A 24,347-nucleotide genomic window follows, 5' to 3' on the forward strand; every position below is an offset into this window, starting at 1 on the left:
CAATTACGACAAATTGTCGATAGATGCAGCAAGCGGCTCGCCACAACTGAATTGATATTTGACAAAAATTTTTTCGCCGCTAAGATACCATTCCACACGATTCCTCTGTAGTTCAGTCGGTAGAACGGCGGACTGTTAATCCGTATGTCACTGGTTCGAGTCCAGTCAGAGGAGCCAATTTTAAGAAAAGCAGACGTTCAGCGACGTCTGCTTTTTTGCTTTCTACCCTCTTCTGTTCGTTCGCGTCATCCACAGACATCAAACATAACGACAAAATCGGCTGAGCAAAGTCGAAATGAATATCGCCTGGTGCGTTTACGCGCCAACAGGAATAGCAAGGTTTACTGTCTTCGTGGTAGCATAGAATCAAGTTAGTCTGAAATATTTAGATGCTTTGAGAAAATATTGTTAACACATACCAGGATTAAATACATGGATAGATCATTATTATTTTTTTATTGCCTGGCTGGATTTTTCCTGACTTATTTCTTATTCAAATTAGCAAAAGACAAATATAGATTACAAAGCTTAATGTTTATCGTTTCGCTCATAATAAGTTTAGTTATCGCATCTTCCTTTTCGGCTTTATCAACAGGACTATGGTTTTTAGTAGTAATAGCATCGACATTTACCCTTTTATTTTTATCCGGGATGTTCATGGCGCTACTAAAACAGTTTGTAATGCGCCGATACATTCTGCGTTGTGTTGATAATTTGAAACGGCTATCTCCTACCGAAATAGTTGAATCTTTAATTAACAACCATAACAAAACACAGTGGTACGTTTTATATTTCCCTGTAGACGGCGCCATGGAAATTGGCGTTAATTTATTCGGCGATAATCCTATTATTGGCAAAAGATTATACATTAGAACCATGACAAACCGCCAAATGTACTTTATTCCTGAAGATATCTCCGGCACTATAGATTTACAATCTAATATAGCTTGTACGTTATATGAATTTTATACCCTCACCCCGCAAACCAAGAGTTTAATTGAAGATTATTTGACCAGAATTAAAAATGGTCATTTGCAGCCCTGGCTGCTAAATGCAGAACCCGATGAAAAATAATCCATTCACTTCTAAAGTTACACCTGCGTTGTAAACAGGTGTAACCGGATGACGATTGTACATTCACCGTTCAAATGACTCTTTGCAGCAAGCACTGAAGGCAGAGTTTTTCGGATCTGCTAGTGCTCCCCTCACCTTTTTATTGCTTAAATTTTCGCTTCAGTGCTGAAAAAACCTCTACTACTGATGATTTTACCAGCGAACAATCGCAAATGGCGCAATCACCTTTGACATCCCGTTACTCACTCGCTAACATGCGCCCCGTTCACACGATTCCTCTGTAGTTCAGTCGGTAGAACGGCGGACTGTTAATCCGTATGTCACTGGTTCGAGTCCAGTCAGAGGAGCCAGATTTAGAAAAGCCTGCTTTCGAGCAGGCTTTTTGCTTTTCTATTATGACAAGCCGGGTACCGGCGTCGCTCTAAACGCATTGACCGCTTTATCAAGCACAACCTGAGCGTCGCTTCCGGCATCAAGTATGATATTACGTTGAGATGCTGCGTCGACCTGTACGGTCGTCACGTCGAGAACTTCCAACCCCTCTAATGCCAGCAGCGCTCTAACTTGTGCAGAGAAACAAGATTCTGCATGACCTTTTAACAATGATGTATCGGTGGTAGCAACAATATGATTGTCAGAAATATAGTTACTATCTCCTGATGCCAACCGTATTATGACAGGTGTCGCGCCAGCAGGAACGATATACTGTTTATCAATCGATTCAGAAATATGGTTAGCAATAATCGAATTATTCTCACCTTCTATATATAGCAACCCATACAAGTCATCTAAACCATTACTATACGCCTGCATAGGTTCCCAAGGTTCATGTTCACGGAAAAAGTGGTTTGCCGTCACCAGGTTTTCTGAACAGCTATTCTCAAAAACCAGCATCCCTGGATAGAATGAATGAAATCTGTTGCTGCTAACTGCAGAACGGAGGACACCAGAAAAGTGAATACTGCTTTTACCGCGGGGAAAAATGTTGTTTGCTGTAACCAGAAGGCCACCAAAGTTCTCTGCATAAATGGAATATCCTCTATAACCGGCACCTATCAAATTATCGGTTATTTTTGAAGCCTGTCCCGACCCACGGAGTTCTATACAATTACCGCACTCAGCAATAAAGTTATTATGTATCGCCAATGCATCGGCATTATATATAGTGATGCCGTGTTCAAGATATACGAATCCCATTCCACTAATGCGGAATGAGTCCTGCGCACTGGCAATATAAATACCCGTTTTACCATTGAGATAGGTGTTTTCAGGGTCGTTACTTCCCGAACCGTCATCCACAAAATGTAACCCATCAATGCAAAAATCCGCGAACTCAACTGAGCTTATTCTTGGGTCACCGCTACGCTCAATATAAAAAGCCGCCCCTTCCGCTTCCGGAGTCGTAGATGATGGTGTTATATCAACAAGTATACGACTACCGCCTGGCCACAATTCATGCCAGCTTGCCCACTCACTTTCCGGAGTATTAAAACGGATACTTGAAGAGGTAAACCCATGTCCGTCTCCTTTAACTTTCAAGTAACTGATGTCTATTACTACCTGAGTGAGCAAATGATAGTCTCCAGGCGGGATATAGATAACAGCCCCCGGTTTTCCACCATCATTGACATCTGTGTCTGTTTGCCGATTTTTAATATCGGCAATAATACTATTAATCACTAAACCGATATCTTCAAAAGGATTACCTTCACTCCACTCTGTTACATCATAATAATTTTCACTCGACATGCGTTATTTTCCTCTACATTATTAGGATAGGTAGATATTACGGTTCTATTGACCTCTGAATATTATAATAATTAATAATACCCCTAATTTCTTTCAGGGGAATTTTAACTAATGATTAACCACTGCGGTCCTATCTCGCTCGATGTCATGATGCGGTGAAGAACCGTTATTGAGTTCACGCTTAGCGAGTTCCACTTTAATTTGTTCAAGAAAGTGGTTATTCAATTTAAAGTATCTAACTACGAATGCGCTAATAAAATAGGTAATCATTGGCAGTAAAGAAAACATAATAATGATACCTTCGATAGTCTCTGTGTTTTGTTGAGGTTTATTAGCGATGTAACCCGTCAATGATAATATCCACGCAACAATCGCACCAGCAACTGCCAAACCCATTTTTAACATAAACAAATTACCAGCAAATGAAATACCGGTAAGGCGTTTACCGTATTTCCAGTCTCCGTAGTCATCAACGTCGGACATCATGGCCCATAATATTGGCCCTGATTGAATCAAATGCAGGATGTTAATGATGATAAATAGTGTAAGTAGTGGTAGCAAAGACCTGGGATCGACAAACCATAGAGCTAAAGAAAGGAAGCCAAGAACGATATTAATCGAACGGAACAGCTTAATTTTATCAAAACGATCGGTGAGTGGTTTCGCTATAACACTACCTAGCATGTTACATGCAACGCCAAGAGCCAAAAAAAACGTAGTAAATCCGACGGAGGCTTGCATAACATAGGTAGCATAATAAATAGTCACTGCACCACGAATAAATGCCGGAAAAACATTAAGGAAAGTAATAAAAATCATCAATAACCATTGATCGTTTTTGATGATATCTTTTAGATCATTTATTAAAGAGTCATTAACTTTAATTGCAGTAACACGTTCTTTGATACTGGCAAAACAAAAGAAGAACATTAGTGTCGCAGCACCTCCCATGATTACCATAGTCAACTGAAAACCAGCCGCTCTGTTACCGTTACCTAACCAGTCTGTTAAGGGTAAAATTGAAGAGGAGACTATTAGCGTCGCCAATCCATTGAGGAAAAATCGCCATGACAAACAGCCTAAACGCTCTTTCTGATTTAGCGTGATCACACCAGCTACTGAGCAATATGGAATATTGATAGCAGTATAAATCAATGACATCACAAGATATGTCACCCAGGCATAAACAATTTTTCCATTCATGCTTAAATCGGGTGTTGTGAACATCAGTACTGCTCCCAAACCAAATGGCAATGCCATCCATAATAACCATGGTCGGAATTTACCCCATCGGCTACGAGTACGATCGCAAATCGCCCCCATAACCGGGTCGCTAAAGGCATCAAAAATACGAATGACCAGAAACAAGGTACCGACAACACCGGGAGCTAAACCATAAACATCCGTGTAGAACCATGTTAGATATAACGCCAGTACACTCCAAATCATACAAGAACCAGCATCTCCCATTCCATAACCAATTTTTTCTTTTAAACGCAGTTTGCCGTAAACACCTTGCCTTTCGATTGAGTTTGCAGACATAGAAGACCTCTAGAGTATACAGTCATAAGTGTTCAACAGAGGTTAGTAAACCAATGTTAGTTTATATTTATAAGTTGATAACGGCGTATGTAGATTAAAGCAAAGTAATATTAATACTCACGCTACTCTCCCGTATAATTAACCGAGAGACAATTTCGTGCATTTCAATACTTTCTTGTTTTGTTTCGTTGTTAATCATTTGAAATGCCAGATGGGCGATTTCACTTATCGGTTGCGCCACACTAGTGATTTTTTTAGTTTGTGCCAGTAAAGTATTATCAAAACTAGCGATGGCAATATCTTTAGGCACAGATATTCCTTTTTCTTTCAAGCCATCAATAATATAACTAGCAGCCACATCGTTATAGACCCAGAGAGATGAACAATGATTTATTCTCTCGGCTAGCCTGACAATAATATCATCGAGTATACTAATATGCCCTGATGTTTTCTCACCCTCGCCTTTCGCTATCCAAAACTGATTCTCTTTATCTATAGTCAATCCCTGAGCGGTAATTCGTTTTGCCCATGAAAAAACCTTTCGGTTATCCGCGCCTTCCTGCGCTACAAATCCAAACGTGGTATGACCGGTCTGAATAAAATGCTCGGCTATAACTTCCGCCCCTTTACTTTGATCGATAGAAACAGAATTGAAAAATCGCGATACCAGCGTAACCACTGCAACGGGGATATTAGTCGCGATGAGCCATTCTGCAAGTTCGCTTTCGGCTTCTGTTGGCACCCATAGCAAACTGTCAATACCCATACTAATAAGCGTATATATTATTTGCTTATCTATCTGCGGTTGATTCTGATGAGTTTTGACGATAACCGTTTTACCGATGTATCTTGCCTCTTCTTCAAATGTCGCCAGCAGTTCACAAAAATGTGGGTTGACAAGGTTTGGCAGAACAACTGCAATCAGCCCAGAACATTTCCCACTCAATTGAAACGCACTCTTGCTAGGCACATAGCATAAGAAATCCATTGCCTCACGAACTGCTTTGCGAGTTTCTGGCGCCACGCTGGGATGATTATTCAGCACGCGTGAGACCGTAGCGGTAGATACTCCAGCTTTTATTGCTACGTCTTTAATGGATGCCATAGTAAATAACTGCGTCGACCAAGAATGACGTAACTATAAAGTGTGATGGAAGTCAAAAATGTAAGCCACTTCACATGTTGCCGCGTTACATAAATCCCCGCTTTTTCTCTCAATTCTGCTGTCACTAAAATAACTAAGCGTTCACGACTAATATTTAATGGATTCACTGACAAACAGAGAATAACGGGCGCCACGCCAGAACCAAAGTCGTCGTGGTGTTACGCTTGCGCAGATGATAGGTAGGATTTGCTATGGTAAATAACGGGCCGATTTACGACATTTCCTGCTGTCTAATTTTCACCAGCACCGCTCCCAGCAATGCCAGATCTACCAGGACCGCCAGTGCGTAGACAAAACCTCCCTTTCCCGAATCCGCATAGTGATTGGTTAGCAGAGTCGCCAGGATAATAATAACGATACCTGTTGTCATCGGGATGTTCGCCATCATGCCCGACGAGAATCTTGCTGTAGCATTGTTTTTCCAGACAATACCCGCACCTAATCCACCAAAGGCGATCCCCGGAATTTGAGATAGCCAACCGTGTCCGCTATTCCACAGCACCAGTAACATTAACCAGCCCATAGCGGACAGCACAAAGGCGTAGCACGATACCCTAACGCTATAATGCGCTGGCCACAGCTGCCAACGCGCGATTGCATAGCCAACAGCAAAAGCTCCCGTCAGCGTCAGCAGCGACGCCAGAGTACCGAGAGCGCCAATCATGGAGGAAACGCTCAATAGCAGCGCCCCCGCCGCGAATACGCCACTTAGCGCGATAGTTTGCGTGAGCGGGGCCTCGCAAGTGGTTGCCCCACCAGCTCGCTGATTACGGTAGATATTCATTATTCACTCCTGATAATCGCAAACACTGATGAATTTAATTCAGTGTCTATTTCACATATCAGTAGGCTATCCTCTGTATAATAAGTACGGCAAACGCATAAATTTCAGCAATAGATGAGAAAAACTCAGCCATGAGAAAAACCCGCCTCCCGCCGCTGGGCGCGCTACGCGCCTTTCATGCCGTTGCCCGCTGTCGCAGTTTTAAACGCGCCGCCGATATGCTTGGGGTGAGCGCTACCGCAGTGAGCCACCAGATAAAACTACTGGAATCTGTGCTGGAGTGCCGCGTCTGTGAACGCAATGCCCTGGGAGTCAGCCTTACCGACAGCGGTGAAATTCTCTATGCAGGGACTCAACGCGCCTTTAGCGCGCTGGAAGAAGCGACTACGCAAATTGTTCGCTCACACCAGCCGCCGTCACTCACCGTCACCACCACCTCCAACTTTCTAACTCACTGGCTGGTACCACGGCTGGCAGCATTTAAAGCGGAATTCCCCGCTATTGACCTGCGGCTGCATACCAGCGTCGAGCGGGTGGATCTCAACCAGCGCAGCGTTGACGTCGCGATTCGCTATCGTGAAACGCCGGAGCGCGAACTGCACTGTACCTTGCTACATGAAGACCGCTTTATCGTCGTCGCTAGCCCAACGCTGGGTATTACACGGCTGGAGGATTTGCATCACGCAACCCTGTTCCACGTTGAACATCGTCACGTTCCGGCTGATTCGCCGGGCTGGGAAAACTGGCAGCGTCGCTACGGGCCACCGCAGCTGAATATCGATGCTGGGTTAACCTTCAGCGATGAGACGCATGCGCTACAGGCGGCGGTAGCAGGACAAGGCGTAGTGATTGCCAGCGAGCTGCTGGCGCGCGATCTGTTGCAACGCGGGGTATTAGCGGCACCATTTGAGATGTCCTTACCGGGAGCAAACTATTATCTGGTGGCGACACAAGAGTTAGCCCAGCGCGACGATATCAGCGCGTTGCGGGACTGGCTACTGCAGCAGATAGCGATGAGTTGAAACCGGAGAAAGAGGCAGATATCGGACGATATCTGCCAGACGGTGTGTTACCAGCCGCAGACGTTAGTCTCTTCGTCAGATTCATAACCGCGCACAATATTGATGAGCTCTTTCACCGCGTCAGCGGCATGCAGTGGATCCTGAAGCGCCTCGATTGAGGCGAAATCTTTATCTACCGATACACCATTATTATTGTTAGTCACCATCAGGCTGAACCCTTTGCCCTGTGCGTTATCGGCAGAAAGATCCTGAAGCAATTCCGCTACTGCCTGAACCGCAATATCAGGGACATAAAGCGCCATCGGCTTCAGATAAATTTTCTCTTTTTTTTCATTATTGTTGTTATTGGTTATCGCTAATGAGTAACCTTTATTTTCACTATTCATAGACTCAGCTTATCCCTCAATCAGAATTTTAGGGTCGACGTAAAAATCGACATTAAATACGGTATCGTCAGTTAATGCCTCAATGCAGTGCCATTTTTCCGCAGGGAAGACACCAAACTGCCCCGCTTCAATAGTCATCGTTTCAACAGGGTCTGGGCTCGTTTCATCGGCATAACCATAATAGCGTATTGCACCCTGCATCACCGATAAACGCGGATAGACGCCCTGTCGCGTACCGGCATCAAGATGGCGCTTCCAGATGGACGCGGGCGCGGTCTCCTTGGTCCACATGGGGGTGGAGCGGGTCTGAACATAATGGGTAGGTATAATGATTCGCTGCATGATTTGCCTCTCTTTCCGCGCCGTGAAATAGCGCCGCGAATGAAACGATATATTGCATATCATATACCCCTTTTAATTGCTAAGGGTATTATTTTTTTGATCCTATTTTATCTACCACTATTTATACCCATTACGGATTAGGTTTATTTAAAATATAAAAAAGCGCCTGTGATAGTTCACAGGCGACAGTTTAAAGACCGAAGATTATCTTTTTTCAGTTGTTATTTAAAAGCCCCGGCTTCCCGATTAAATATCCCTGAACGAGATCGCAACCCAATTGTTGCAGCGAAGTTAACTGTTCCTCGGTTTCAACACCTTCGGCGACAATGCGCATATGTAAACTTTTCCCCATACTGATGATCAGGCGCACGATATCGAGGTCATCTTTTTGCATAGGAATATTGACCACAAACGAGCGGTCAATTTTGATCTTATCAAAAGGGAAATAACTCAGCCGCGACAATGACGAATAGCCGGTACCAAAATCGTCAATTGAGATCTGAATCCCCTGCTCGCGCAACTGGCTGAGGATCTCCAGCGAGCGCGTATTCTCGTTAAATACATCAGATTCCGTAATCTCAAGATCAAGGCGCCGCGGGTCGAGACCGGTCTTCTTTAGCACCGCCGCCACCGTGTCTGTGAGTGAGGTATTGATAAGTTGAATCGGTGAGACGTTTACCGAAACCTTCAGCGGTTGCTCCCAGCGGGCCGCCTCCTCGCAGGCGGTCTTCAGCACCCACTCGCCAAGTGGGTTAATCAGGCCGGTTTTCTCCGCCACTGGGATAAATTCTGTAGGCGGCACCATGCCGCGCAGTGGATGAAACCAGCGTACCAACGCTTCGTAACCGTAGATTTCACGCGACACCGTGTCGGCGATCGGCTGGTAGTAAACCTTGAACTGGTCGTTTTCCAGTGCATGTAGCAGATCGTCCTCAAAGGATTTGTTTTCCTGTAAACGTTGTAACATGCCGGGACGAAAAATCTCCACGTTGCCCGCGCCCGACTTTTTCGCTTCATACAACGCTAAATCGGCACATTTGTATAAGTAATCAGTGCGACTTTCACCATCGGAGATAACGATGCCGATGCAAGCGCCAATGTTAATTAAGGAATCGTAGATATAGTACGGCTGGCTGATTTTTTCGCGGATCACATCCGCCCGCTCCAGCGCCATTTCTTCGCTCAGATCCTGCGATACCAGGGCAAACTCATCGCCACCAAGGCGGTACAGCGTCTCTGATGTTTTACGAAAGAACGACAGACGGCTGGCGAGCTCCTGCAGCAACTTATCGCCGGCATCATGTCCTAAGGTATCATTAACATCTTTAAAATTATCGAGGTCAAACAACATAACCACTGCGCAACCATTATAAGGTTTCACGTGATTAACCACTTCCTGTAGCCTCTGCCAGAAAGAGAGGCGATTAGGCATACCTGTTAACGAATCGTGATAAGCGTCATACTGCAAACGGCGGTTCTGTACCTGAAGTTTCTCTTTCGACAGCTGTAAATCATTAGCTAACAGCTTCATGCGCACATGCGCGCGACGCAAGTTGTTATTTTGTCGAAGCATCAATAGGCCAAGAGTGATACACATCGTAATCAGCAAGATTGAAATCACCGAATAGATGTAATAGAGATGCTGAATCTTATCATGCGTAAGATTAACGACATCAAAGTCCTGCGCCAGGGTCATGGAGGCCAGTGAGGTCATTGGGCCATCCAACTTACTCATCGTGTATAGCAGAGTCATCATCTGCTCAGGCGTCATGGAATCCAGTTGCCTGTCGAGTTGATCGAGGATCTGAATCAGACTGGTGACCGTCGCCTGCCGCTGCTCGCTTTTTCTGATGAACTGACCAAGATCGCCCTGCTGCAGCAATTCAATCTGGCTCATCATTATTTCCAGGCGCAGGCGTACCTCATCGCGGTCGGTCCCCTTCACGTTCAGCGCCAGGGCGCTTAAACGAGCCTCCAGACGCATGTATTCAGAGACCATCTGGGACACAGACCACGAGTCGGTATAACGTGTTAATTTTTGCAGCTCACTCTGCCGCTCATGCACCAGATAGGTAATGTATCCGGTGACGATAAAAAGCGACAAAATAATGGCAGTGAGTATTCGATTCAAGATCAGAGCCTTACTCAATTATAATCTTTGAAACCTGCCATGCCGAGCGGGAATAATAGATTTGGTTCTGTAACTCCGCGCTACTATCGTAGGGATAAACAATAAAAAGGGGCCCTTTGTCACGAATGCGCATATATTCACCATTCATCTTCAGCGCGAGGATCACCGGGAATTTATGAAAATCATCCACCGGCACCTCGGTCGTATAATCGTTAAGGGCCATCACCTTCGCCGTCTTACCTTGCGCACCCACTAAGTCCATAAGTTTGCTAAGTGAAATACCATCAAAGCGCACTTTTCCTGAATACCAGGGAGTGGTTGTGATCACTGTCTCATTGCCCAACTTTTCTAACGCGGCGACGTCAAATACGGCAGTATCGCCTTCGTTTGTATTGGTAATCTTTCCTGAAATGGTTAAAACGGGTTTGCCCGTTGGCACAGGCAGTTTTTCTGCGAAAGCATTAGGTAAAACTAAAACATAAAATAAAACTGCAAAAATTAGACGCATATCACCCACCATATCCAGCGTTGGAGATAGTAATTGTAAACCATTTACGTGAATTCTTAAAAGCCGTCCCAATGGGGCAACAAAAATAAAATAGCAGTAATGGTCAACAGTTAACCCACGCCAGTGGTGAAAATTAAATGTTCGATTTAGACATTTTTTACTTTATTGTCTTTCCGGCAGGTAAAAAACTTTTCAGTTGCGCTTATGCACGGTAATCTCCCTAACGGCGCGTAGATAAGAAAGCGTCTCATTCAAATAATAACAAGTTAGCAACAAACAGGACAGGCATGGACTCAACGCTTATTTCTCCCGACTCCGGCAACGGGGTTGCCTCTCTTCATCGCGCTCGTCGTGCGGCATGGGGCAGCTTTGCCGGCGCCGTCGTCGACTGGTACGATTTTCTGCTGTACGGCATTACCGCCGCACTGGTGTTCAACCGCGAATTTTTCCCACAAATTGGCCCGGCAATGGGCACGCTGGCAGCCTTCGCGACCTTCGGCGTCGGCTTCCTCTTCCGCCCGCTCGGCGGCGTGATCTTCGGCCATTTCGGCGACCGCTTAGGTCGTAAGCGCATGCTGATGATGACCGTGTGGATGATGGGGATCGCCACCGCCTGTATCGGGCTCCTGCCTTCCTTTAACCAGATTGGCTGGTGGGCGCCGGTTTTGCTGGTGATTTTGCGCGCAGTACAGGGCTTCGCCGTCGGCGGCGAATGGGGCGGCGCGGCGTTGCTGTCAGTTGAAAGCGCGCCGAAAAACAAAAAAGCGTTCTATAGCAGCGGCGTGCAGGTGGGTTACGGCGTCGGGCTGCTACTCTCTACTGGGCTGGTATCGCTTATCAGCAGTTTCACCACCGATGAGCAGTTCCTTAGCTGGGGCTGGCGCCTGCCGTTCCTGTTTAGCGTAGTGCTGGTACTGGCGGCATTGTGGATCCGCAACGGCATGGCCGAGTCGGCAGAGTTTGAGCAGCAGGTGCAGAAAACACCCGCCGCGGTGAAAAAACGCCTGCCGGTACTGGAAGCGTTGGTACGCCATCCGGGTGCCTTCTTATTAATCATTGCCCTGCGCCTGTGTGAACTGTTAACGATGTATATCGTGACCGCATTCGCCCTCAACTACTCGACACAAAACCTCGGCCTGCCGCGTGAACTGTTCCTCAATATTGGGTTGCTGGTGGGCGGCATTAGCTGTTTTACCATTCCCTGCTTTGCGTGGCTGGCAGATAGGTTTGGCCGCCGACGTATCTATATTACCGGGGCGCTGATCGGAACATTAAGCGGCTTCCCCTTCTTTATGGCGCTGGAGCAGCACTCGCTGTTCTGGATCCTGTTTTTTGCCCTGATGCTGGCCAACATCGCCCATGATATGGTGGTCTGCGTACAGCAACCGATGTTTACCGAAATGTTTGGCGCCAGCTATCGCTACAGCGGCGCAGGCGTCGGATACCAGGTGGCCAGCGTGGTCGGCGGCGGTTTTACGCCATTTATCGCCGCCGCGCTGGTCACCTTCTCTGGCGGCTCGTGGCACAGCGTGGCGATTTATCTGACGGTCGGCTGCCTGATCTCTGCCGTCACGGCGATGTTGATGAAAAACCGGCATCCGACATAACAAGGGAGGCTTCGTGATAACACAACAGAACACAGACTGCTGGCCTGCCGGGTTCAACGCCGACGAATTACCGATTGTCCGCTGCGATGATCCCACGCTCGCCGAACAGCCTCTGTTCGAGCGCGCGCGCCGCGGCGAAGCCGTCGCTCAACTCTGGCAGGCGCCGCAAGGGTTCGTGGTTCCCGGCAGTTACCGGAAATTCGCCAATCTGGCCACCGTCAGTGAATCCTTTGCCGCCCGCGGCTGGCCGGTGTGGATGCGTCGCTCCGGCGGTGGGCTGGTGCCGCAGGGGCCGGGGATCCTCAACCTGAGTCTTGCCTGGCCGGTAACCCAGCCGTTAGGCGAAGCCGCCGAACCTATCTATCTGTTGCTGTGTGGAATATTGCAACGCACGCTGGCGACCCTCGGCGTCGAAAGCCATTTTCAGGCCGTCAGCGGTTCCTTCTGCGACGGCCGCTATAATCTGGCCTGCGGTGAGGGGGAAAATGCACGCAAGATTGCCGGTACCGCTCAATACTGGCGGCCCATAGCCGACAGCCAGGGGCACATCGTCCTGGCTCACGCCGTGATATTACTGGATGCCGATCTGCAGGCCGCACATCAGGCGGCCAATGATATTGAGGCGCTGCTCGGCAGCGGTAAGGTCTACCGCGCGGACAAAACGATTACGCTCGCCGAATTATTGCCTGGTGAACCCGACCTCATCGAGCGATTCAGGCTGGCGCTAGCTAAGGCATTGCAACGGGTGCCTTAATAGCATCACTGGCGCGCTTTTTGACCGGCGGCGAGACGCAGCCGGGCCTGCTGTTCGATATTCTCCAGTAGTTCCTGCACATCGTCCTCGCCGATATCAAGGAACTGCCCTTCCATCAGCGCGGCGTGAATATCTTCGCGAGTGACTGCAATCCCCATCGGCACTACATTCGGCTTCACCTCTTCCGCCGCCAGCGGATGCGGATAGCGGCGCCCGACCAGATTGTTGAAGACGATCGCCAGCAGCGCCAACATCATGGAGTTCAATAATACCGGCGTCAGCACAAACTGGTAGCCTTCACTGTGTACGCCGGCGCCGCCAAGAATGGCCGTGAGCGCCACCGCGCCGCCAGGTGGATGCAGACAACGCAAAAAGTACATCCCGGCAATCGCCAGCGCCGCCGCCAGGCCGCAGGCGATTGCCGTATCCGGCACCAACAGTCCGACTGTGACGCCGATCAGCGCCGAAAGCACGTTGCCGCCAACGATAGACCAGGGTTGAGCAAGCGGGCTGCTGGGCACGCCGAATAGCAATACCGCCGAGGCCCCCATCGGCGCAATAAACCACAGATTCACCTCGCCCAGCAGCCAGTGGCTGAACATACTGGTCACCGCAAGTCCCGTTCCGGCGCCGATTGAGCCCAATAAAATATGCTTTTTAGCAACGGGTAAGGCATGAGGTTTTAAACGGCCGAGAAAAATACGCGCGCGGGAAAATAGCGGGCGCTGTAAAACGCGTAACATCGAACGAATCGCTCACATCATAGGAATAAATGATGTTTCATTGTCTTTATTTAACCATTCATTAACAACCATGTATTTATGATGCCTATTATTTGCAACTTTACCGGGCAGTGTGGGTTATGTGATTTATACACCCTGCGTTAGAATCATCTTCCCCACTGGGGTTAAACCCACTCTACGGATTAAAGGTCACAATACGGTGAATAATAAGACAAATTTAACGAAAGAAGTGGCATGGGCCAGCCAGAATATGCCGCGTACCCTGCGTCAGGTGGCGGCCCTTCCCGACCTCAGCGAAGTGCGCCTGGCCTGCTGTATGCATCTCGATATGAAAATGATCCCGCTGGTGCAGGGGCTCCTTGAGAAAGGGGCGAAAGTCTTTTTGACCACCTGTAATCCAACCACCGTGCAGGATGAGGTTGTCTCCTGGCTGGTGGAGCGCGGCGCGGAAGCCTGCGCCTGGCGCAATATGAGCGATGCTGACTGGCAACAATCATGGGAAAAAGCCATCGCCTGGCAACCAACCCACCTGTGCGAGATGGGCGCGGATATTACCACCCTGCTCCACCAGCGCGGCGAGTTCGGCAATGTCGTCGCCGGCCTTGAAGCCACCGGCTCCGGCGTCAATCGCCTCGGTGATATTCGCCCCGGCTACCCTATCTTTAACTGGGATGATCTGCCGGTCAAAGAAGGGCTACATAACCGCCATATGGTCGGCCTGACGGCCTGGCACACTTTCTTCCAGACCACTCACCTTACCCTACATGAGAAAAAAGTACTGGTGATCGGCTACGGTCTGGTCGGGCAAGGCGTTGCCGCGGCGGCAAAAGCCTTCGGCGGCCAGGTTATGGTGGCGGAAATCGATCCGGCGCGCCGTTTACAGGCCGCTTATGACGGCTGGCATGTCGTAGATTTACAGGATGCAATCGCATCAGCCGATGTCGTCGCCACCGCCACCGGCGGCAAGAAAGTGGTCAACAGCCTGGCGCTGGATAGCGCTAAAGATGGCGTGTTTATTCTCAACGTCGGACACGTGGCGGAAGAGATTGATTGCGAACACCTGCGCCAGTTCCCGCATGAAGAGGTTATGCCCTATATCAACGCTTATCGGATGCCGGGGAAAACAATCTATCTGATGGCCGATGGCTCAATGCTCAACCTTACCGCCGGTTTTGGCGATAGCCTGAATGCGTTTGATGTCACCCTTGCGGTGATGGCCAGCGGCATTCGTCATATCGTTACCGACGGTATGCAGGCTAAAGCGGATGTTTATCTGCTGCCGCAAAGCGTGTGGCAGCAGGCGCTGTAAGCACTATTTCGGGGGGCCGGTCGGCGCCCCGAAGCCGGTTAACGGTTTTCCGGCAGCACGATATTGCTCTCAGCCAGCGTCCCCATGTCGTTGAACATCGCTCCTGCCGCCTCCACCAGATGCATGGCTAATGCCGCGCCGCTGCCCTCGCCTAAGCGCATGCCCATCTCCAGATAAGGTTGCAACTGCAGGTGCTCCAGCGCAATACGTGCCCCCTTCTCCGCCGACAGATGCGACGGAATCAGGTACGGATGCAACTGTGGCGCGATCCGGCAGGCCGCCAGTGCCGACGCGTACGATAAAAAGCCATCGAGTATTACCGGCAATCCGCAGGAAGCGGCGCCCAGCATGACCCCGGCCATCCCGAGCAAGTCAAAACCGCCCACTTTTGCCAGCACGTCGAGGCCATCTTCGGGTGAAGGCTGGTTGACCGCTATCGCCCGGCGTACCACTTCCGCCTTGTGCGCCAGCTGCGATACTGGAAGGTTCGCGCCGATGCCCACAACATCGCCGGCATCATGATCGGTCAGCACGCTGACTACTGCCGCAGCGGGGGTCGTGTTAGCCATTCCTAATTCGCCCACGCCGAACAGACGCACGCCCTGCTCCGCAAGCTGGCGGGTGTAGCGCATGCTCGCCAGCAGCAGCGTTTCAGCCTGCTCCCGGTTCATCGCCGCGGTACAGGCAATATTACCGCTACCGCGCGCCACTTTCATATTCACCAGACCAGGGATTGGTTCGGCGTCAATCCCGACGTCAATCACCTGAACATCAGCCCCCGCCTGCGCTGCCAGCACGCAAACGCCGGTATTCTTACGGGTCATATTGACCGCCTGAATCGCGGTCACCGCCTGTGGCGAGACGGTAACACCTTCATGCCAGACGCCGTGGTCGGCGCACATGACCACGATAGTTTTGCGTGTAAAACGTAATGCGCCCTGTAGCCCCGGCATACCGGCTAACTGAATCGCCAGCGATTCCAGACGCCCCAGGCTGCCGGGCGGTTTCAACAAGCCGTCAATATGCTGACGAGCCAGCGACATCGCGCTTTCGTCCGGCCGCGGGATGGCCGCTAACCATTCACTTATTGTATCCATATGCTTCCTGTCTGCGCGGTGTGTGCTCTATAGCAACGCCAGTAAAAAGATAACTTCGCCCAGTTCAATGGCCGCTCCCAGCGTATCGCCGGTTTGCCCGCCCAGCGTGCGCTTCAGCGCCTGACCAAGCGCCGATACCACCAGCAGCGTTATAACCGCAGCCAGCAGGCCCTGCACGCCCAGCAGCAGCGTTGCCAGCGCCAATGATAGCGCCAGGGTAATGACGGTCTGCCGGAAAGTCACCTTGCCAATAAATACGTTACCAAGCCCCTGCTCCCGGGCATAACGCTGGCGGTACATTAGCAGCACCGACATCCCGCGCGCCACAGCGCAGGCGGCAGCCAGCGCCGCCAGCATCGAGGTACCGCGCAGCGCCAGTTCGCTAATGACCAATACCTTTGCCACCAGCACAAAGATCAGCGCCAGCCCGCCGTGCGTCCCCAGCCGACTATCACGCATGATCTCCAGCATCCGCTCGCGGCGACGGGCTGAAAAGATCCCATCGCAGGTATCCGCCAGGCCATCAAGATGAAAACCGCCGGTCAGCAGCGCCAGCGCCAGTACGGCGAACAGCGCGGCCAACGGCAGGCCGCACCAGGCATGAAGCGCCAGCATCACCAGCCCGGCAATCGCGCCAAGTAGTAACCCCACCAGTGGGAAAGTCACGATCCCGCGCTCATATTGATCGATTTCCAGCCCCTGCGACCAGCGGGCCGGAACCGGTATGCGGCTCATAAAGGAAAGCGTGGCAAAGAACGATTTAATCATTTGATTTTGACTCCTATCCCCGAAACAACCAGCCACACCTCATCGGCAGCCGCGGCCAGCATCTGATTCACACGCCCGGCAATATCGCGAAAATGCCGCGCCAGCCGGTTGTCCGGCACGATTCCCAGCCCCACCTCATTGGTGACCAGCAGCACCGGCGACGGGCAGGCACGGCAGGCAGCAATCAGCTGAGTGATTTCTTGCGTGACTATCCTTTCCAACGCAGCGTAATCCCATTCATCAGGATCCGTTTCCCCACCTTCAGCGAACAGAATATTGGTGACCAGTGTAGTGACGCACTCAAGCAAAATGGCTTCATCGGGTGCGTTATCGGGGGTAATGAGTGGCGTCAGGTCACGGCTGCGCTCCGCTGTACGCCAGTGCGGCGGTCGGCTATTGCGGTGATGTTGAATGCGTGCGGCCATTTCATCGTCAATAACGGCTGAAGTGGCGATATAGAGCACCGACGTGCAGGATTGGAGTAAAGATTCGGCGTGACGGCTTTTGCCGCTACGCGCGCCGCCGGTAATCAGTATCATCGCGGCGGTACCTGAATCTGGGACAGCATGTGATAAACCCTTCCGGTATCAATAAGTTCACGGCGGCAGTATAACAAACTGTCGGCTTAAAGGGCGATGCTTATACGGAGGTTTAAGGCAGGAAGACGGAAAAGCCCGGCGGCCAGCAATGCCGCCGGAACTAATGAGTGGTTTATTCGCCGACTTTGGCTTCACCCATCACTTTGAGTTTTTTAGAGATGTCGCGACGCTCTTTCGACAGCTCGGCGTTTTTGATGATGTAATCGTCAACGCGGTCTTCATAATCGGTTTTCATGCTGGCGATGATACCCTGAATGGCTTCAACGCTCATACCCGGCTTGATGTAGTCGCTGAGGTTGTCCAGCAGCAGGACACGCTTCTGGTTATCACGGATCTTTTTCTCAACGTCCTGAATTTCACGCTGCAGCTTGTTCTTACGACGGAACAGACGAACAAACTCCAGAACGTCCTGGAAAGAAGGCTTAGTTGTTTCCATTTTTACACCCCTAATATTTGAGATTCGGATTCGCTAAAGCGACTGCCCTATAGGGCTAACATAACTGCTAGCAGTCGCTGATGACAATGTTTTTTCCTTTGCGTTTATCATAACCCTAAATGCTGCTGAATCGAAGCAACCTGTTCACTTCGCGCACGTATCTGTCTTTTATTTGCGCAGCGCGCGGCAAATAAGGTGCGACAGCAGCTCAAGCTGGCGCGCCAGCTCAATGGTCAGCCAAACATAGCCGTGAATCGGCGTTTCCGACAGATTATCGTCCTGATGCTCTTTGATAAGCTGTCGCAACTCGACCACAATCTCGTTGAGCTTCTCGGTGTTGGCGCGTACCGGCTGCGGGTTTCCCTCATACAGGGCATGGGCGATGGTCAGCAACGTTTGCTGGGTCATCCGTTGGGTTTCGCGCAATGTCTGGGCGTTGAGCATCACAAAATGGCCCTGACGAGAGGCCCAATAAGCGTTGATTTGCAGTTCCAGCATGCATACCAGATTACGGCTGACGGTCTGAATGGCTTCGAAGATTGCTTTCTGAATATGCGTTTCTTTGCTGGCCGGGGTTATCAACCCGCGCATTTTCACCACGTCATTGAGCGCTTTCTGAAGATGTTTTTCCAACCGCGGGCGCTCAACCAGATTCGGCGAAAAACCGGCCTGATACAGCCGATTAAACGTTGTGACGTAATTCGCCATCTGGATGCGCCAGTGCAAAAACGCCCGCTGCGGCCAGATACCGGTAAACAGCATCGCCAATAGCGAGCCGAAAATGACATCGCCACTTCGCCACAGCGCGGTGTTCATATCACCCGGCGGCGCGCCGACCACCACCGCCAGCGTAATGCCAATCAGCAGCGCCTGGTAGGGCCGCTTGCCGAGCGCCAGCCAGCCGCAAAGGAACATCGCCACCGCGCACCACAGCACCATGATTGGCAGTGAGATAAGTTCGAGTTTGAGCGCCACCAGCCCCAGTACCGAACCGAGGATAGTGCCGCCAATACGTTCGAAGGCCCGCGGCACCACATTGCCCCAGAAAGAGATAGGCCCCATCACCACCACCAGGGTGATCAGAGGCCAGGTGCCCTCCGGCACGTTCAGCAGACGCACCAGCAGGAAGGTCAGGACAAAAGCCAGCGCGATGCGGATACCGTGCACAATTCGGTAATGACGATACAGACGGATCTCAAATGGCTTAAGGGATTTATCAGCGCGCACGGCCTGCTCCGGCAAACAGAAAAGGCCAATTGTAGCCGCTTTTTTCGCAAGCGCACTGCGCTAATGTAAAAAACCTTGTCAACATAAGGGATAACGACTTACGAGCCGATGCGGTTCACCGCCACGTACATCTCAATATCCCAGTGACCGTCCTGGTTGCCGTCATTAAGGTAGATTTCAAAACAGGGTTTATCCGCGATTTCTAACTCGCTGCTCTGCAGCAGGCTGTCAAAGAACTGCAGCCAGGGCGTGGAGAAATCATGGTTAATGACCCGCGCGCTGGCGCAGGCGTAGTCGCCGCCGGCAATTGCGGTGAGGATCACCCCTTCGCTATTAGGCGGGATGACGTAATCATCCGCCACGGTAACAACGGTGTCACAACGCAGTTTTTCCGCCGGTACCTGCTGCGGATTATCGTAATAAACCGCGACCCACTCCTGCGCCGGCACCTGGTGGTGACTGACCCACGCCGCCAGTTGTTCAAACCCCTGTTTTACGGTCTGCTCCCAGGGGCCAACCATATGAAACCCGGCAATCTTGCGGGGAGAGAGAGATTGAATGCTGTAGTTCATAGCGCCTCCAGTGTTGATAAAATACTGTATAAACATACACTAAATTTAGCAGCCGGCTGAACAACAGTATGTGCGCGGATTCACAGAGTCGCCACAAGCGCGAAATGAATGAAGCCCGCCGCGGAGTGCGGCGGGCCGGAGGTAACGAGATTAAATGCCGTGATGCAGATAATCGCTCAGGCGGGAAAACATCCCGCCCTTGCCGACGCTTTCAAGGGTCACCAGCGGCCAATGCCCGACCACTTTGTCGCCATCGTAAAGCGAGATTTCGCCCACGCGTTGGTTAGCGGCGAGCGGCGCTTCCAGATCCTTAGTATCCAGTACATATTTTGCTTTGATACGCGGAACTTCTGATTTCGGGATCGCGAGCCAGAAGTCCCGATCGGTGCCGAGCTTGATCTGCTCTTTGTCGCCATACCAGATATGTTCGACGCCGACCTGCTTACCTTTTTGCAGCACCTGCACGGTGTCAAAGTTCTGTTGACCCCAGTGCAGCAGCTTAGCCGCCTGCTCTTCTCGCCCTTTTGGACTATCGGCCCCCATCACCACGGCAATCAAACGACGCTGGCCATCGACCGCCGAGGCAATAAGATTGAAGCCCGCTCCTGAGGTATGGCCGGTTTTCAGGCCATCGACATTCATGGTTTTGTCCCACAGCAAACCGTTACGGTTCTGTTGGGTGATACCGTTCCACGTCAGGCTTTTTTCGCTATACATGTGATAGACATCCGGCTCGCCGTGAATAATCGCCCGCGACAACACCGCTAAATCATAGGCGGAGCTATGCTGGCCAGGCGCGTCGAGTCCGTGGACGGTTTCAAAATGGGTATCTTTCAAATGCAATTTTTCAACGTAGCTATTCATCAACGCGACAAATTGCGGTTGGCCGCCAGCAACATAGTCAGCGAGCGCGACGCAGGCGTCATTACCGGAGTCGACGATCAGACCGCGGCTAAGATCGCGAACGCTGACGCGATCGCCCTCTTTAAGGAACATCAGCGAAGAACCGTTAAACACCGGATTGCCCTTGGCCCAGGCATCCTTACCGACGGTGACCATATCATCAAAGGTAATGCGGTGGCTGTCTATGGCCCGGTCGACGACGTAACCGGTCATCAGTTTGGTTAGGCTGGCGGGGTTACGCTGTTGGTGTTCGTTACCGGCGGTCAGGATTTGACCGGTAGTGTAGTCCATCAGCACCCAGGAACCGGCCTGGATCGAAGGCGGCGTCACGGTGACGGGCAAATCAGCGGCAGCAAATGCGCAGGAAACGCTCGAAGCGAGCAAAGTTACAGCAAATAAAAAACGGCCTTTCAACGGCATATCCTCAAGATTTACAGATTCGCCGTCCTTTTTACGGAAGTTCGCCTGAGAGATCAGGGTTAAATTGCAAGAAAATATGACATGATCTTTTTATCTAATGTTATTCAAAGACGCCATGTACAGAAGCTAGTCTCTATTGTTGTTAATAGATCAATAAAGCGCCAACAATCACCATGCAATCAATAAGGATAAATTATTGTCTTTTTATTGAATAAAAAGCTTTCATGAAAGAAATCGGAAAGAAGTACGGATGTATTACCTACTAAAATTTTGGATCACAACCATTACTCAGTGAACTCCTAAAATCATGTACAAGCCATACTGGCGTTAGACATTTGTTTCATATTATAGTAGGTATTGGAAGATCTTTTACATGTTATTACTCAATGATGGTGGAAAAATGCATCAAAATAAAAACTGGTCTCCTGAGCTTGATGGCTTGCGAGGCTATGCTTCCTTGTGGGTCCTGCTCGGTCACATTTGTATTTTGACACGATGCAACATCCCTATCCTGAGTAACCCGGATTTTGGTGTCGATCTTTTCATTTTGCTGTCCGGCTACCTGATGGCCAAGAATTACATAGAGAGGCAGCATGTCGAACCCTGGACGTCCGTGAAAACGGTAACTTCATTTTGGACAAGGCGCTTTTTCCGAATCGCCCCGCTTTACTATGTCCTTCTAATTGTGGCATTTATTTTCGGTGAAACCTTTGGCCATTACCGGGATGCTATCGCGCTGGCATGGCCTGAAACGCAAACGGAGACCGCGAGATATACCGACTCTTCAATGGCGAACGTGTTAACGCACATCTCATTCACCTTTGGTTTCCTTCCTTATTATTCATTCAGGACAGTTCTTCCTGACTGGAGTATTGGGCTTGAAATGCAATACTATGCCCTGTTCCCGTTTATCATGATGCTGGTTTTGGGGATTGGTTTCATTAGGACTTGCCTGGCAGTGATTGTAATGTGCGTAATGGCAGCATTTATTTTTCCTGGATATTTCGCCGCATTCCCTATGCCCTCAATGATTTTATTCAAACTACCTTTATTTATATCAGGAATGTTGCTCTATAAAGCCGTAGCAGAGAACAGTAAGATTTATGTTATGGTTGCATTGCTTTCCCCACTCGCTGCATTTTTAATGGGTTACTTTACTTCACCTATCCGGATGATCATTGAGATTATGATAATCCTTGGGATGTCGACTCTTCTGATGCCACATAGTGAGAAATCGCCACTAAAAGGTATTGTCTTCCTGGGCAGAAAGCTACTTTCCGCCCGCTTCAGCCAGTTCCTCGGCGACGTATCTTATTCGGTATATCTGTTGCATTTAATGATTGTTATTCCAGTTATAGGAATACTTGTCAAGTATAATGGATTTATTGATTTGGCCTCCCCATTACGTAGTCTACTAGTTGCCGTTATTTCATTACCAATTATCTACATGCTGTCATTAGGTCTTTATCAATACATTGAGAAAAAGGGAATTATGCTTGGAAGAAAAATCATTAATTCCAAAAAAGTAAAAACAAATGAAGTGATGTAATTACTTCGAGCACATTATTTTCGCGCGATGTTTATTATTTAAAATAAAATCGCGCTCATTTTATATAACAATACAAAAAAGAACTTTAACAACTTAACACATAAGTATGTCTATTAAATGTTATCCCAAAAACAGTTGATACTATTAACATCTAAATTCTCTTATACAGTCTCGATAGCAAATTGTCCTAAAGTTTATCCCAACAAATTTTTGCAGTGGAAAAATGCGCTTACTCTTGAGATACTGAGTATAGCCATATGACGCTTTAGCTGTAAATTTACACAGCGTCATTTATTGCTTATAAATCATATGGTTATCTTGTAACTATTATTACTCAGGTGAATTTTACTATGAAATCACAGACTACAGGGAACGCTCAAGTATGATGCTCAAAGTAAAGTATGCATCGTTTATCATGTTCATCTGTGCACTAGGAAGCCAGCTAACTGACGTGAGTGTGGGGGTGCTGAAGCTATGGGAGTTGATGGCGATTATCATTTTCCCATTTTTCATGACTAAAATACACAAAAAGACATTACCTTTCGTATTGTTCTTTTTTTCTTTATTAGTGATATCATTAGCTACACAGCTTTTTACAGATGTTTTCTTCTGGAATTATGGTGGCCTAAAACAAAAATATATAATATCAGTAGTTCGTTTCGCTGAACTTATGCTATGTATCTCAACCGCTATTGTAATGCTCAACGTTGCACGAAAATATAAAGTTGAACTTCCCGAGTTGATTAGTAAATTCATTACTTATAATTTCTACATGACATTATTTGTACTTGGGTTATTAACGATAGATATAGTCGCAGGGACACATATTGTTAGTTATTATCAGATCCATCGATTGAAGGGATTCTATGTTGAAGGTGGACCTTACGGTTTATATTTAGCGTCTCTGATATTTCTTGAGTTTCTTTACAAGAAAAGAAAAATGATGATGTTTACATTTGCAATAGCACTTGTGTTTTCACAGTCAAAAGCAGGGATATGTGCAATTGCAATTTTCCTTTTTGTTAGTTTTATGATGAAAAACAAATACTTAAGCGGGTTCCTTAAACCTGGAAACTTCATAAGATTTTCTTTCTTTGTAGTATTGAGTATTTCTATTTCGGCATTCGCAATTTTTAAGATTGCATATAACTATATTGATGACTATCAGAATGTTTATTCATTAATAAAAGGGCGTGCAGGTGATCCAAGTTTGATTATGGGTCGAATTGCTGCATCCCACATTGGCCCGAAAATTTTCGAAGACAATCCTATATTTGGCGTTGGCCTCGGTGGTTATTCGTTAGTAAGAAATAACTTAGAGTACAGGGAAGGTTTCCCCGTTGTATCTGGATGGGATCTAACTGGTCTTGGAGGATTTTTCAATTTAATGATTGAAAATGGTATATTTGGCGTATTGGGCTTCACTATCATTATTTTATTGACTTACAAAAAAGATCTTCCAGGCATGTGCTTTATGATGCTATTTATTATTCCTTTTATTTTTGGTGCACAGTTGTATATGTTCTATCCTTGGGTATTTCTTGGATTCTACTTTGTATATCGTTATGGAGACCCAAAATTGAGTTCTGTTCAAAAAGTCACTGTCGATAGTGCATTAACGGCTAGTCAGGCAAAGCTCTAATTAAGAATACTGGAGAAA

Annotated in this window: 24 protein-coding genes and 2 tRNA genes; 9 read left to right on the forward strand and 17 right to left on the reverse strand. The window is 48.7% G+C overall.

All coding sequences use genetic code 11. The features are described from left to right. Positions 1-3: 3 nt before the first annotated feature. Positions 4-96: a DUF5951 family protein gene (locus PGR79_RS04120; RefSeq protein WP_373431808.1), complete on the reverse strand. Its 93-nt coding sequence runs from the start codon at positions 94-96 to the stop codon at positions 4-6. A 5-nt stretch (positions 97-101) separates the two neighbouring features. On the opposite strand from PGR79_RS04120, the gene PGR79_RS04125 reads away from it, so the two are divergent. The 3 genes from PGR79_RS04125 to PGR79_RS04135 all read left to right on the forward strand — a co-directional run bounded on the left by PGR79_RS04125 (position 102) and on the right by PGR79_RS04135 (position 1,424). Then, positions 102-177, forward strand: a tRNA-Asn gene (locus tag PGR79_RS04125). A gap of 255 nt (positions 178-432) precedes the next feature. After that, positions 433-1,074, forward strand: a complete 642-nt coding sequence (locus tag PGR79_RS04130) for a hypothetical protein (protein WP_113373541.1) — start codon at positions 433-435, stop codon at positions 1,072-1,074. A gap of 274 nt (positions 1,075-1,348) precedes the next feature. Beyond that, positions 1,349-1,424 (forward strand) — tRNA-Asn (locus tag PGR79_RS04135). Between the two features lie 43 nt (positions 1,425-1,467). Here the strand turns inward: PGR79_RS04135 and PGR79_RS04140 are convergent. The 4 genes from PGR79_RS04140 to PGR79_RS04155 all read right to left on the reverse strand — a co-directional run bounded on the left by PGR79_RS04140 (position 1,468) and on the right by PGR79_RS04155 (position 6,314). Then, complete coding sequence (locus PGR79_RS04140) at positions 1,468-2,823, reverse strand: right-handed parallel beta-helix repeat-containing protein (protein ID WP_430921104.1); 1,356 nt, start codon at positions 2,821-2,823, stop codon at positions 1,468-1,470. A gap of 108 nt (positions 2,824-2,931) precedes the next feature. Then, complete coding sequence (locus PGR79_RS04145) at positions 2,932-4,365, reverse strand: glycoside-pentoside-hexuronide (GPH):cation symporter (RefSeq protein WP_113373529.1); 1,434 nt, start codon at positions 4,363-4,365, stop codon at positions 2,932-2,934. 94 nt (positions 4,366-4,459) lie between these two features. Beyond that, positions 4,460-5,470, reverse strand: a complete 1,011-nt coding sequence (locus PGR79_RS04150; protein ID WP_113373528.1) for a LacI family DNA-binding transcriptional regulator — start codon at positions 5,468-5,470, stop codon at positions 4,460-4,462. A 271-nt stretch (positions 5,471-5,741) separates the two neighbouring features. Further along, positions 5,742-6,314 carry a hypothetical protein gene (locus PGR79_RS04155; protein ID WP_113373527.1) on the reverse strand — a complete coding sequence of 191 codons (573 nt, stop codon included), beginning with the start codon at positions 6,312-6,314 and terminating at the stop codon, positions 5,742-5,744. 131 nt (positions 6,315-6,445) lie between these two features. On the opposite strand from PGR79_RS04155, the gene PGR79_RS04160 reads away from it, so the two are divergent. Next, positions 6,446-7,336, forward strand: a complete 891-nt coding sequence (locus PGR79_RS04160; protein WP_087860491.1) for a LysR substrate-binding domain-containing protein — start codon at positions 6,446-6,448, stop codon at positions 7,334-7,336. Positions 7,337-7,383: 47 nt separating this feature from the next. On the opposite strand, the gene PGR79_RS04165 is transcribed toward PGR79_RS04160, so the two are convergent. The 4 genes from PGR79_RS04165 to PGR79_RS04180 form a co-directional block, all read right to left on the reverse strand. Then, entirely contained in the window at positions 7,384-7,722 is a 339-nt protein-coding gene (locus tag PGR79_RS04165) for a DUF1869 domain-containing protein (RefSeq protein ID WP_113373526.1), read from the reverse strand. Between the two features lie 9 nt (positions 7,723-7,731). Beyond that, positions 7,732-8,064 (reverse strand): DUF1971 domain-containing protein, encoded by a 333-nt coding sequence (locus PGR79_RS04170; RefSeq protein ID WP_087860660.1) that lies wholly within the window; start codon positions 8,062-8,064, stop codon positions 7,732-7,734. A 214-nt stretch (positions 8,065-8,278) separates the two neighbouring features. Then, positions 8,279-10,195, reverse strand: a complete 1,917-nt coding sequence (locus tag PGR79_RS04175) for a putative bifunctional diguanylate cyclase/phosphodiesterase (protein WP_113373525.1) — start codon at positions 10,193-10,195, stop codon at positions 8,279-8,281. Positions 10,196-10,205: 10 nt separating this feature from the next. Then, positions 10,206-10,703: a molybdopterin-dependent oxidoreductase gene (locus tag PGR79_RS04180; RefSeq protein WP_113373701.1), complete on the reverse strand. Its 498-nt coding sequence runs from the start codon at positions 10,701-10,703 to the stop codon at positions 10,206-10,208. A 287-nt stretch (positions 10,704-10,990) separates the two neighbouring features. On the opposite strand from PGR79_RS04180, the gene shiA reads away from it, so the two are divergent. Then, the gene (shiA, locus tag PGR79_RS04185; protein WP_113373524.1) at positions 10,991-12,310 is read left to right on the forward strand and encodes a shikimate transporter; all 1,320 of its coding nucleotides are present in this window, start codon (positions 10,991-10,993) and stop codon (positions 12,308-12,310) included. A 13-nt stretch (positions 12,311-12,323) separates the two neighbouring features. After that, positions 12,324-13,064, forward strand: coding sequence for a lipoyl protein ligase domain-containing protein (locus tag PGR79_RS04190; protein WP_113373523.1), 741 nt, complete (start codon positions 12,324-12,326; stop codon positions 13,062-13,064). A 5-nt stretch (positions 13,065-13,069) separates the two neighbouring features. Here the strand turns inward: PGR79_RS04190 and PGR79_RS04195 are convergent, their stop codons facing one another. Then, positions 13,070-13,807: an HPP family protein gene (locus tag PGR79_RS04195; protein ID WP_087860486.1), complete on the reverse strand. Its 738-nt coding sequence runs from the start codon at positions 13,805-13,807 to the stop codon at positions 13,070-13,072. A 199-nt stretch (positions 13,808-14,006) separates the two neighbouring features. On the opposite strand from PGR79_RS04195, the gene PGR79_RS04200 reads away from it, so the two are divergent. Beyond that, positions 14,007-15,116, forward strand: a complete 1,110-nt coding sequence (locus PGR79_RS04200) for an adenosylhomocysteinase (RefSeq protein WP_087860485.1) — start codon at positions 14,007-14,009, stop codon at positions 15,114-15,116. 38 nt (positions 15,117-15,154) lie between these two features. Here PGR79_RS04200 and cobT read toward each other — a convergent pair whose 3' ends face one another. From cobT to dacD, 7 genes are all read right to left on the reverse strand, one after another. Beyond that, positions 15,155-16,213 carry a nicotinate-nucleotide--dimethylbenzimidazole phosphoribosyltransferase gene (cobT, locus tag PGR79_RS04205; protein WP_113373521.1) on the reverse strand — a complete coding sequence of 353 codons (1,059 nt, stop codon included), beginning with the start codon at positions 16,211-16,213 and terminating at the stop codon, positions 15,155-15,157. Between the two features lie 27 nt (positions 16,214-16,240). Then, positions 16,241-16,981 carry an adenosylcobinamide-GDP ribazoletransferase gene (gene cobS, locus PGR79_RS04210; RefSeq protein ID WP_113373520.1) on the reverse strand — a complete coding sequence of 247 codons (741 nt, stop codon included), beginning with the start codon at positions 16,979-16,981 and terminating at the stop codon, positions 16,241-16,243. Beyond that, positions 16,978-17,520 carry a bifunctional adenosylcobinamide kinase/adenosylcobinamide-phosphate guanylyltransferase gene (cobU, locus tag PGR79_RS04215; RefSeq protein WP_308958549.1) on the reverse strand — a complete coding sequence of 181 codons (543 nt, stop codon included), beginning with the start codon at positions 17,518-17,520 and terminating at the stop codon, positions 16,978-16,980. Before cobU ends, cobS begins: the two co-directional genes overlap by 4 nt. A 172-nt stretch (positions 17,521-17,692) precedes the next feature. After that, positions 17,693-18,016, reverse strand: coding sequence for a DUF496 family protein (locus PGR79_RS04220; protein WP_015365834.1), 324 nt, complete (start codon positions 18,014-18,016; stop codon positions 17,693-17,695). A gap of 168 nt (positions 18,017-18,184) precedes the next feature. Beyond that, positions 18,185-19,243 carry an FUSC family protein gene (locus tag PGR79_RS04225; RefSeq protein ID WP_045391654.1) on the reverse strand — a complete coding sequence of 353 codons (1,059 nt, stop codon included), beginning with the start codon at positions 19,241-19,243 and terminating at the stop codon, positions 18,185-18,187. A gap of 98 nt (positions 19,244-19,341) precedes the next feature. Next, on the reverse strand, positions 19,342-19,815 hold the full coding sequence (sbmC, locus tag PGR79_RS04230) for a DNA gyrase inhibitor SbmC (protein WP_087860481.1): 474 nt from the start codon (positions 19,813-19,815) through the stop codon (positions 19,342-19,344). Positions 19,816-19,965: 150 nt separating this feature from the next. Then, entirely contained in the window at positions 19,966-21,132 is a 1,167-nt protein-coding gene (dacD, locus tag PGR79_RS04235) for a serine-type D-Ala-D-Ala carboxypeptidase DacD (protein WP_162750160.1), read from the reverse strand. A gap of 406 nt (positions 21,133-21,538) precedes the next feature. Here dacD and PGR79_RS04240 point away from each other — a divergent pair, with 406 nt between their 5' ends. Further along, positions 21,539-22,687 carry an acyltransferase family protein gene (locus PGR79_RS04240; protein ID WP_113373517.1) on the forward strand — a complete coding sequence of 383 codons (1,149 nt, stop codon included), beginning with the start codon at positions 21,539-21,541 and terminating at the stop codon, positions 22,685-22,687. A gap of 382 nt (positions 22,688-23,069) precedes the next feature. After that, positions 23,070-24,329 carry an O-antigen ligase family protein gene (locus tag PGR79_RS04245; protein ID WP_113373516.1) on the forward strand — a complete coding sequence of 420 codons (1,260 nt, stop codon included), beginning with the start codon at positions 23,070-23,072 and terminating at the stop codon, positions 24,327-24,329. Positions 24,330-24,347 lie beyond the last annotated feature (18 nt).

The organism is Klebsiella sp. 141161 (genome assembly GCF_050600815.1).
Classification (GTDB): Bacteria; Pseudomonadota; Gammaproteobacteria; order Enterobacterales; family Enterobacteriaceae; genus Klebsiella; species Klebsiella aerogenes.

What these genes read in the sequence shown, in the direction of transcription:
- PGR79_RS04150 (WP_113373528.1), bottom strand. Translation starts at nt 5,470, where the DNA reads ATGGCATCCATTAAAGACGTAGCAATAAAAGCTGGAGTATCTACCGCT.
- cobS (WP_113373520.1), bottom strand. Translation starts at nt 16,981, where the DNA reads ATGATTAAATCGTTCTTTGCCACGCTTTCCTTTATGAGCCGCATACCG.
- PGR79_RS04245 (WP_113373516.1), top strand. Translation starts at nt 23,070, where the DNA reads ATGATGCTCAAAGTAAAGTATGCATCGTTTATCATGTTCATCTGTGCA.
- PGR79_RS04140 (WP_430921104.1), bottom strand. Translation starts at nt 2,823, where the DNA reads ATGTCGAGTGAAAATTATTATGATGTAACAGAGTGGAGTGAAGGTAAT.
- PGR79_RS04195 (WP_087860486.1), bottom strand. Translation starts at nt 13,807, where the DNA reads ATGTTACGCGTTTTACAGCGCCCGCTATTTTCCCGCGCGCGTATTTTT.
- PGR79_RS04160 (WP_087860491.1), top strand. Translation starts at nt 6,446, where the DNA reads ATGAGAAAAACCCGCCTCCCGCCGCTGGGCGCGCTACGCGCCTTTCAT.
- PGR79_RS04155 (WP_113373527.1), bottom strand. Translation starts at nt 6,314, where the DNA reads ATGAATATCTACCGTAATCAGCGAGCTGGTGGGGCAACCACTTGCGAG.
- cobU (WP_308958549.1), bottom strand. Translation starts at nt 17,520, where the DNA reads ATGATACTGATTACCGGCGGCGCGCGTAGCGGCAAAAGCCGTCACGCC.
- cobT (WP_113373521.1), bottom strand. Translation starts at nt 16,213, where the DNA reads ATGGATACAATAAGTGAATGGTTAGCGGCCATCCCGCGGCCGGACGAA.
- PGR79_RS04130 (WP_113373541.1), top strand. Translation starts at nt 433, where the DNA reads ATGGATAGATCATTATTATTTTTTTATTGCCTGGCTGGATTTTTCCTG.
- PGR79_RS04240 (WP_113373517.1), top strand. Translation starts at nt 21,539, where the DNA reads ATGCATCAAAATAAAAACTGGTCTCCTGAGCTTGATGGCTTGCGAGGC.
- shiA (WP_113373524.1), top strand. Translation starts at nt 10,991, where the DNA reads ATGGACTCAACGCTTATTTCTCCCGACTCCGGCAACGGGGTTGCCTCT.
- PGR79_RS04180 (WP_113373701.1), bottom strand. Translation starts at nt 10,703, where the DNA reads ATGCGTCTAATTTTTGCAGTTTTATTTTATGTTTTAGTTTTACCTAAT.
- PGR79_RS04165 (WP_113373526.1), bottom strand. Translation starts at nt 7,722, where the DNA reads ATGAATAGTGAAAATAAAGGTTACTCATTAGCGATAACCAATAACAAC.
- PGR79_RS04170 (WP_087860660.1), bottom strand. Translation starts at nt 8,064, where the DNA reads ATGCAGCGAATCATTATACCTACCCATTATGTTCAGACCCGCTCCACC.
- PGR79_RS04220 (WP_015365834.1), bottom strand. Translation starts at nt 18,016, where the DNA reads ATGGAAACAACTAAGCCTTCTTTCCAGGACGTTCTGGAGTTTGTTCGT.
- PGR79_RS04145 (WP_113373529.1), bottom strand. Translation starts at nt 4,365, where the DNA reads ATGTCTGCAAACTCAATCGAAAGGCAAGGTGTTTACGGCAAACTGCGT.
- sbmC (WP_087860481.1), bottom strand. Translation starts at nt 19,815, where the DNA reads ATGAACTACAGCATTCAATCTCTCTCTCCCCGCAAGATTGCCGGGTTT.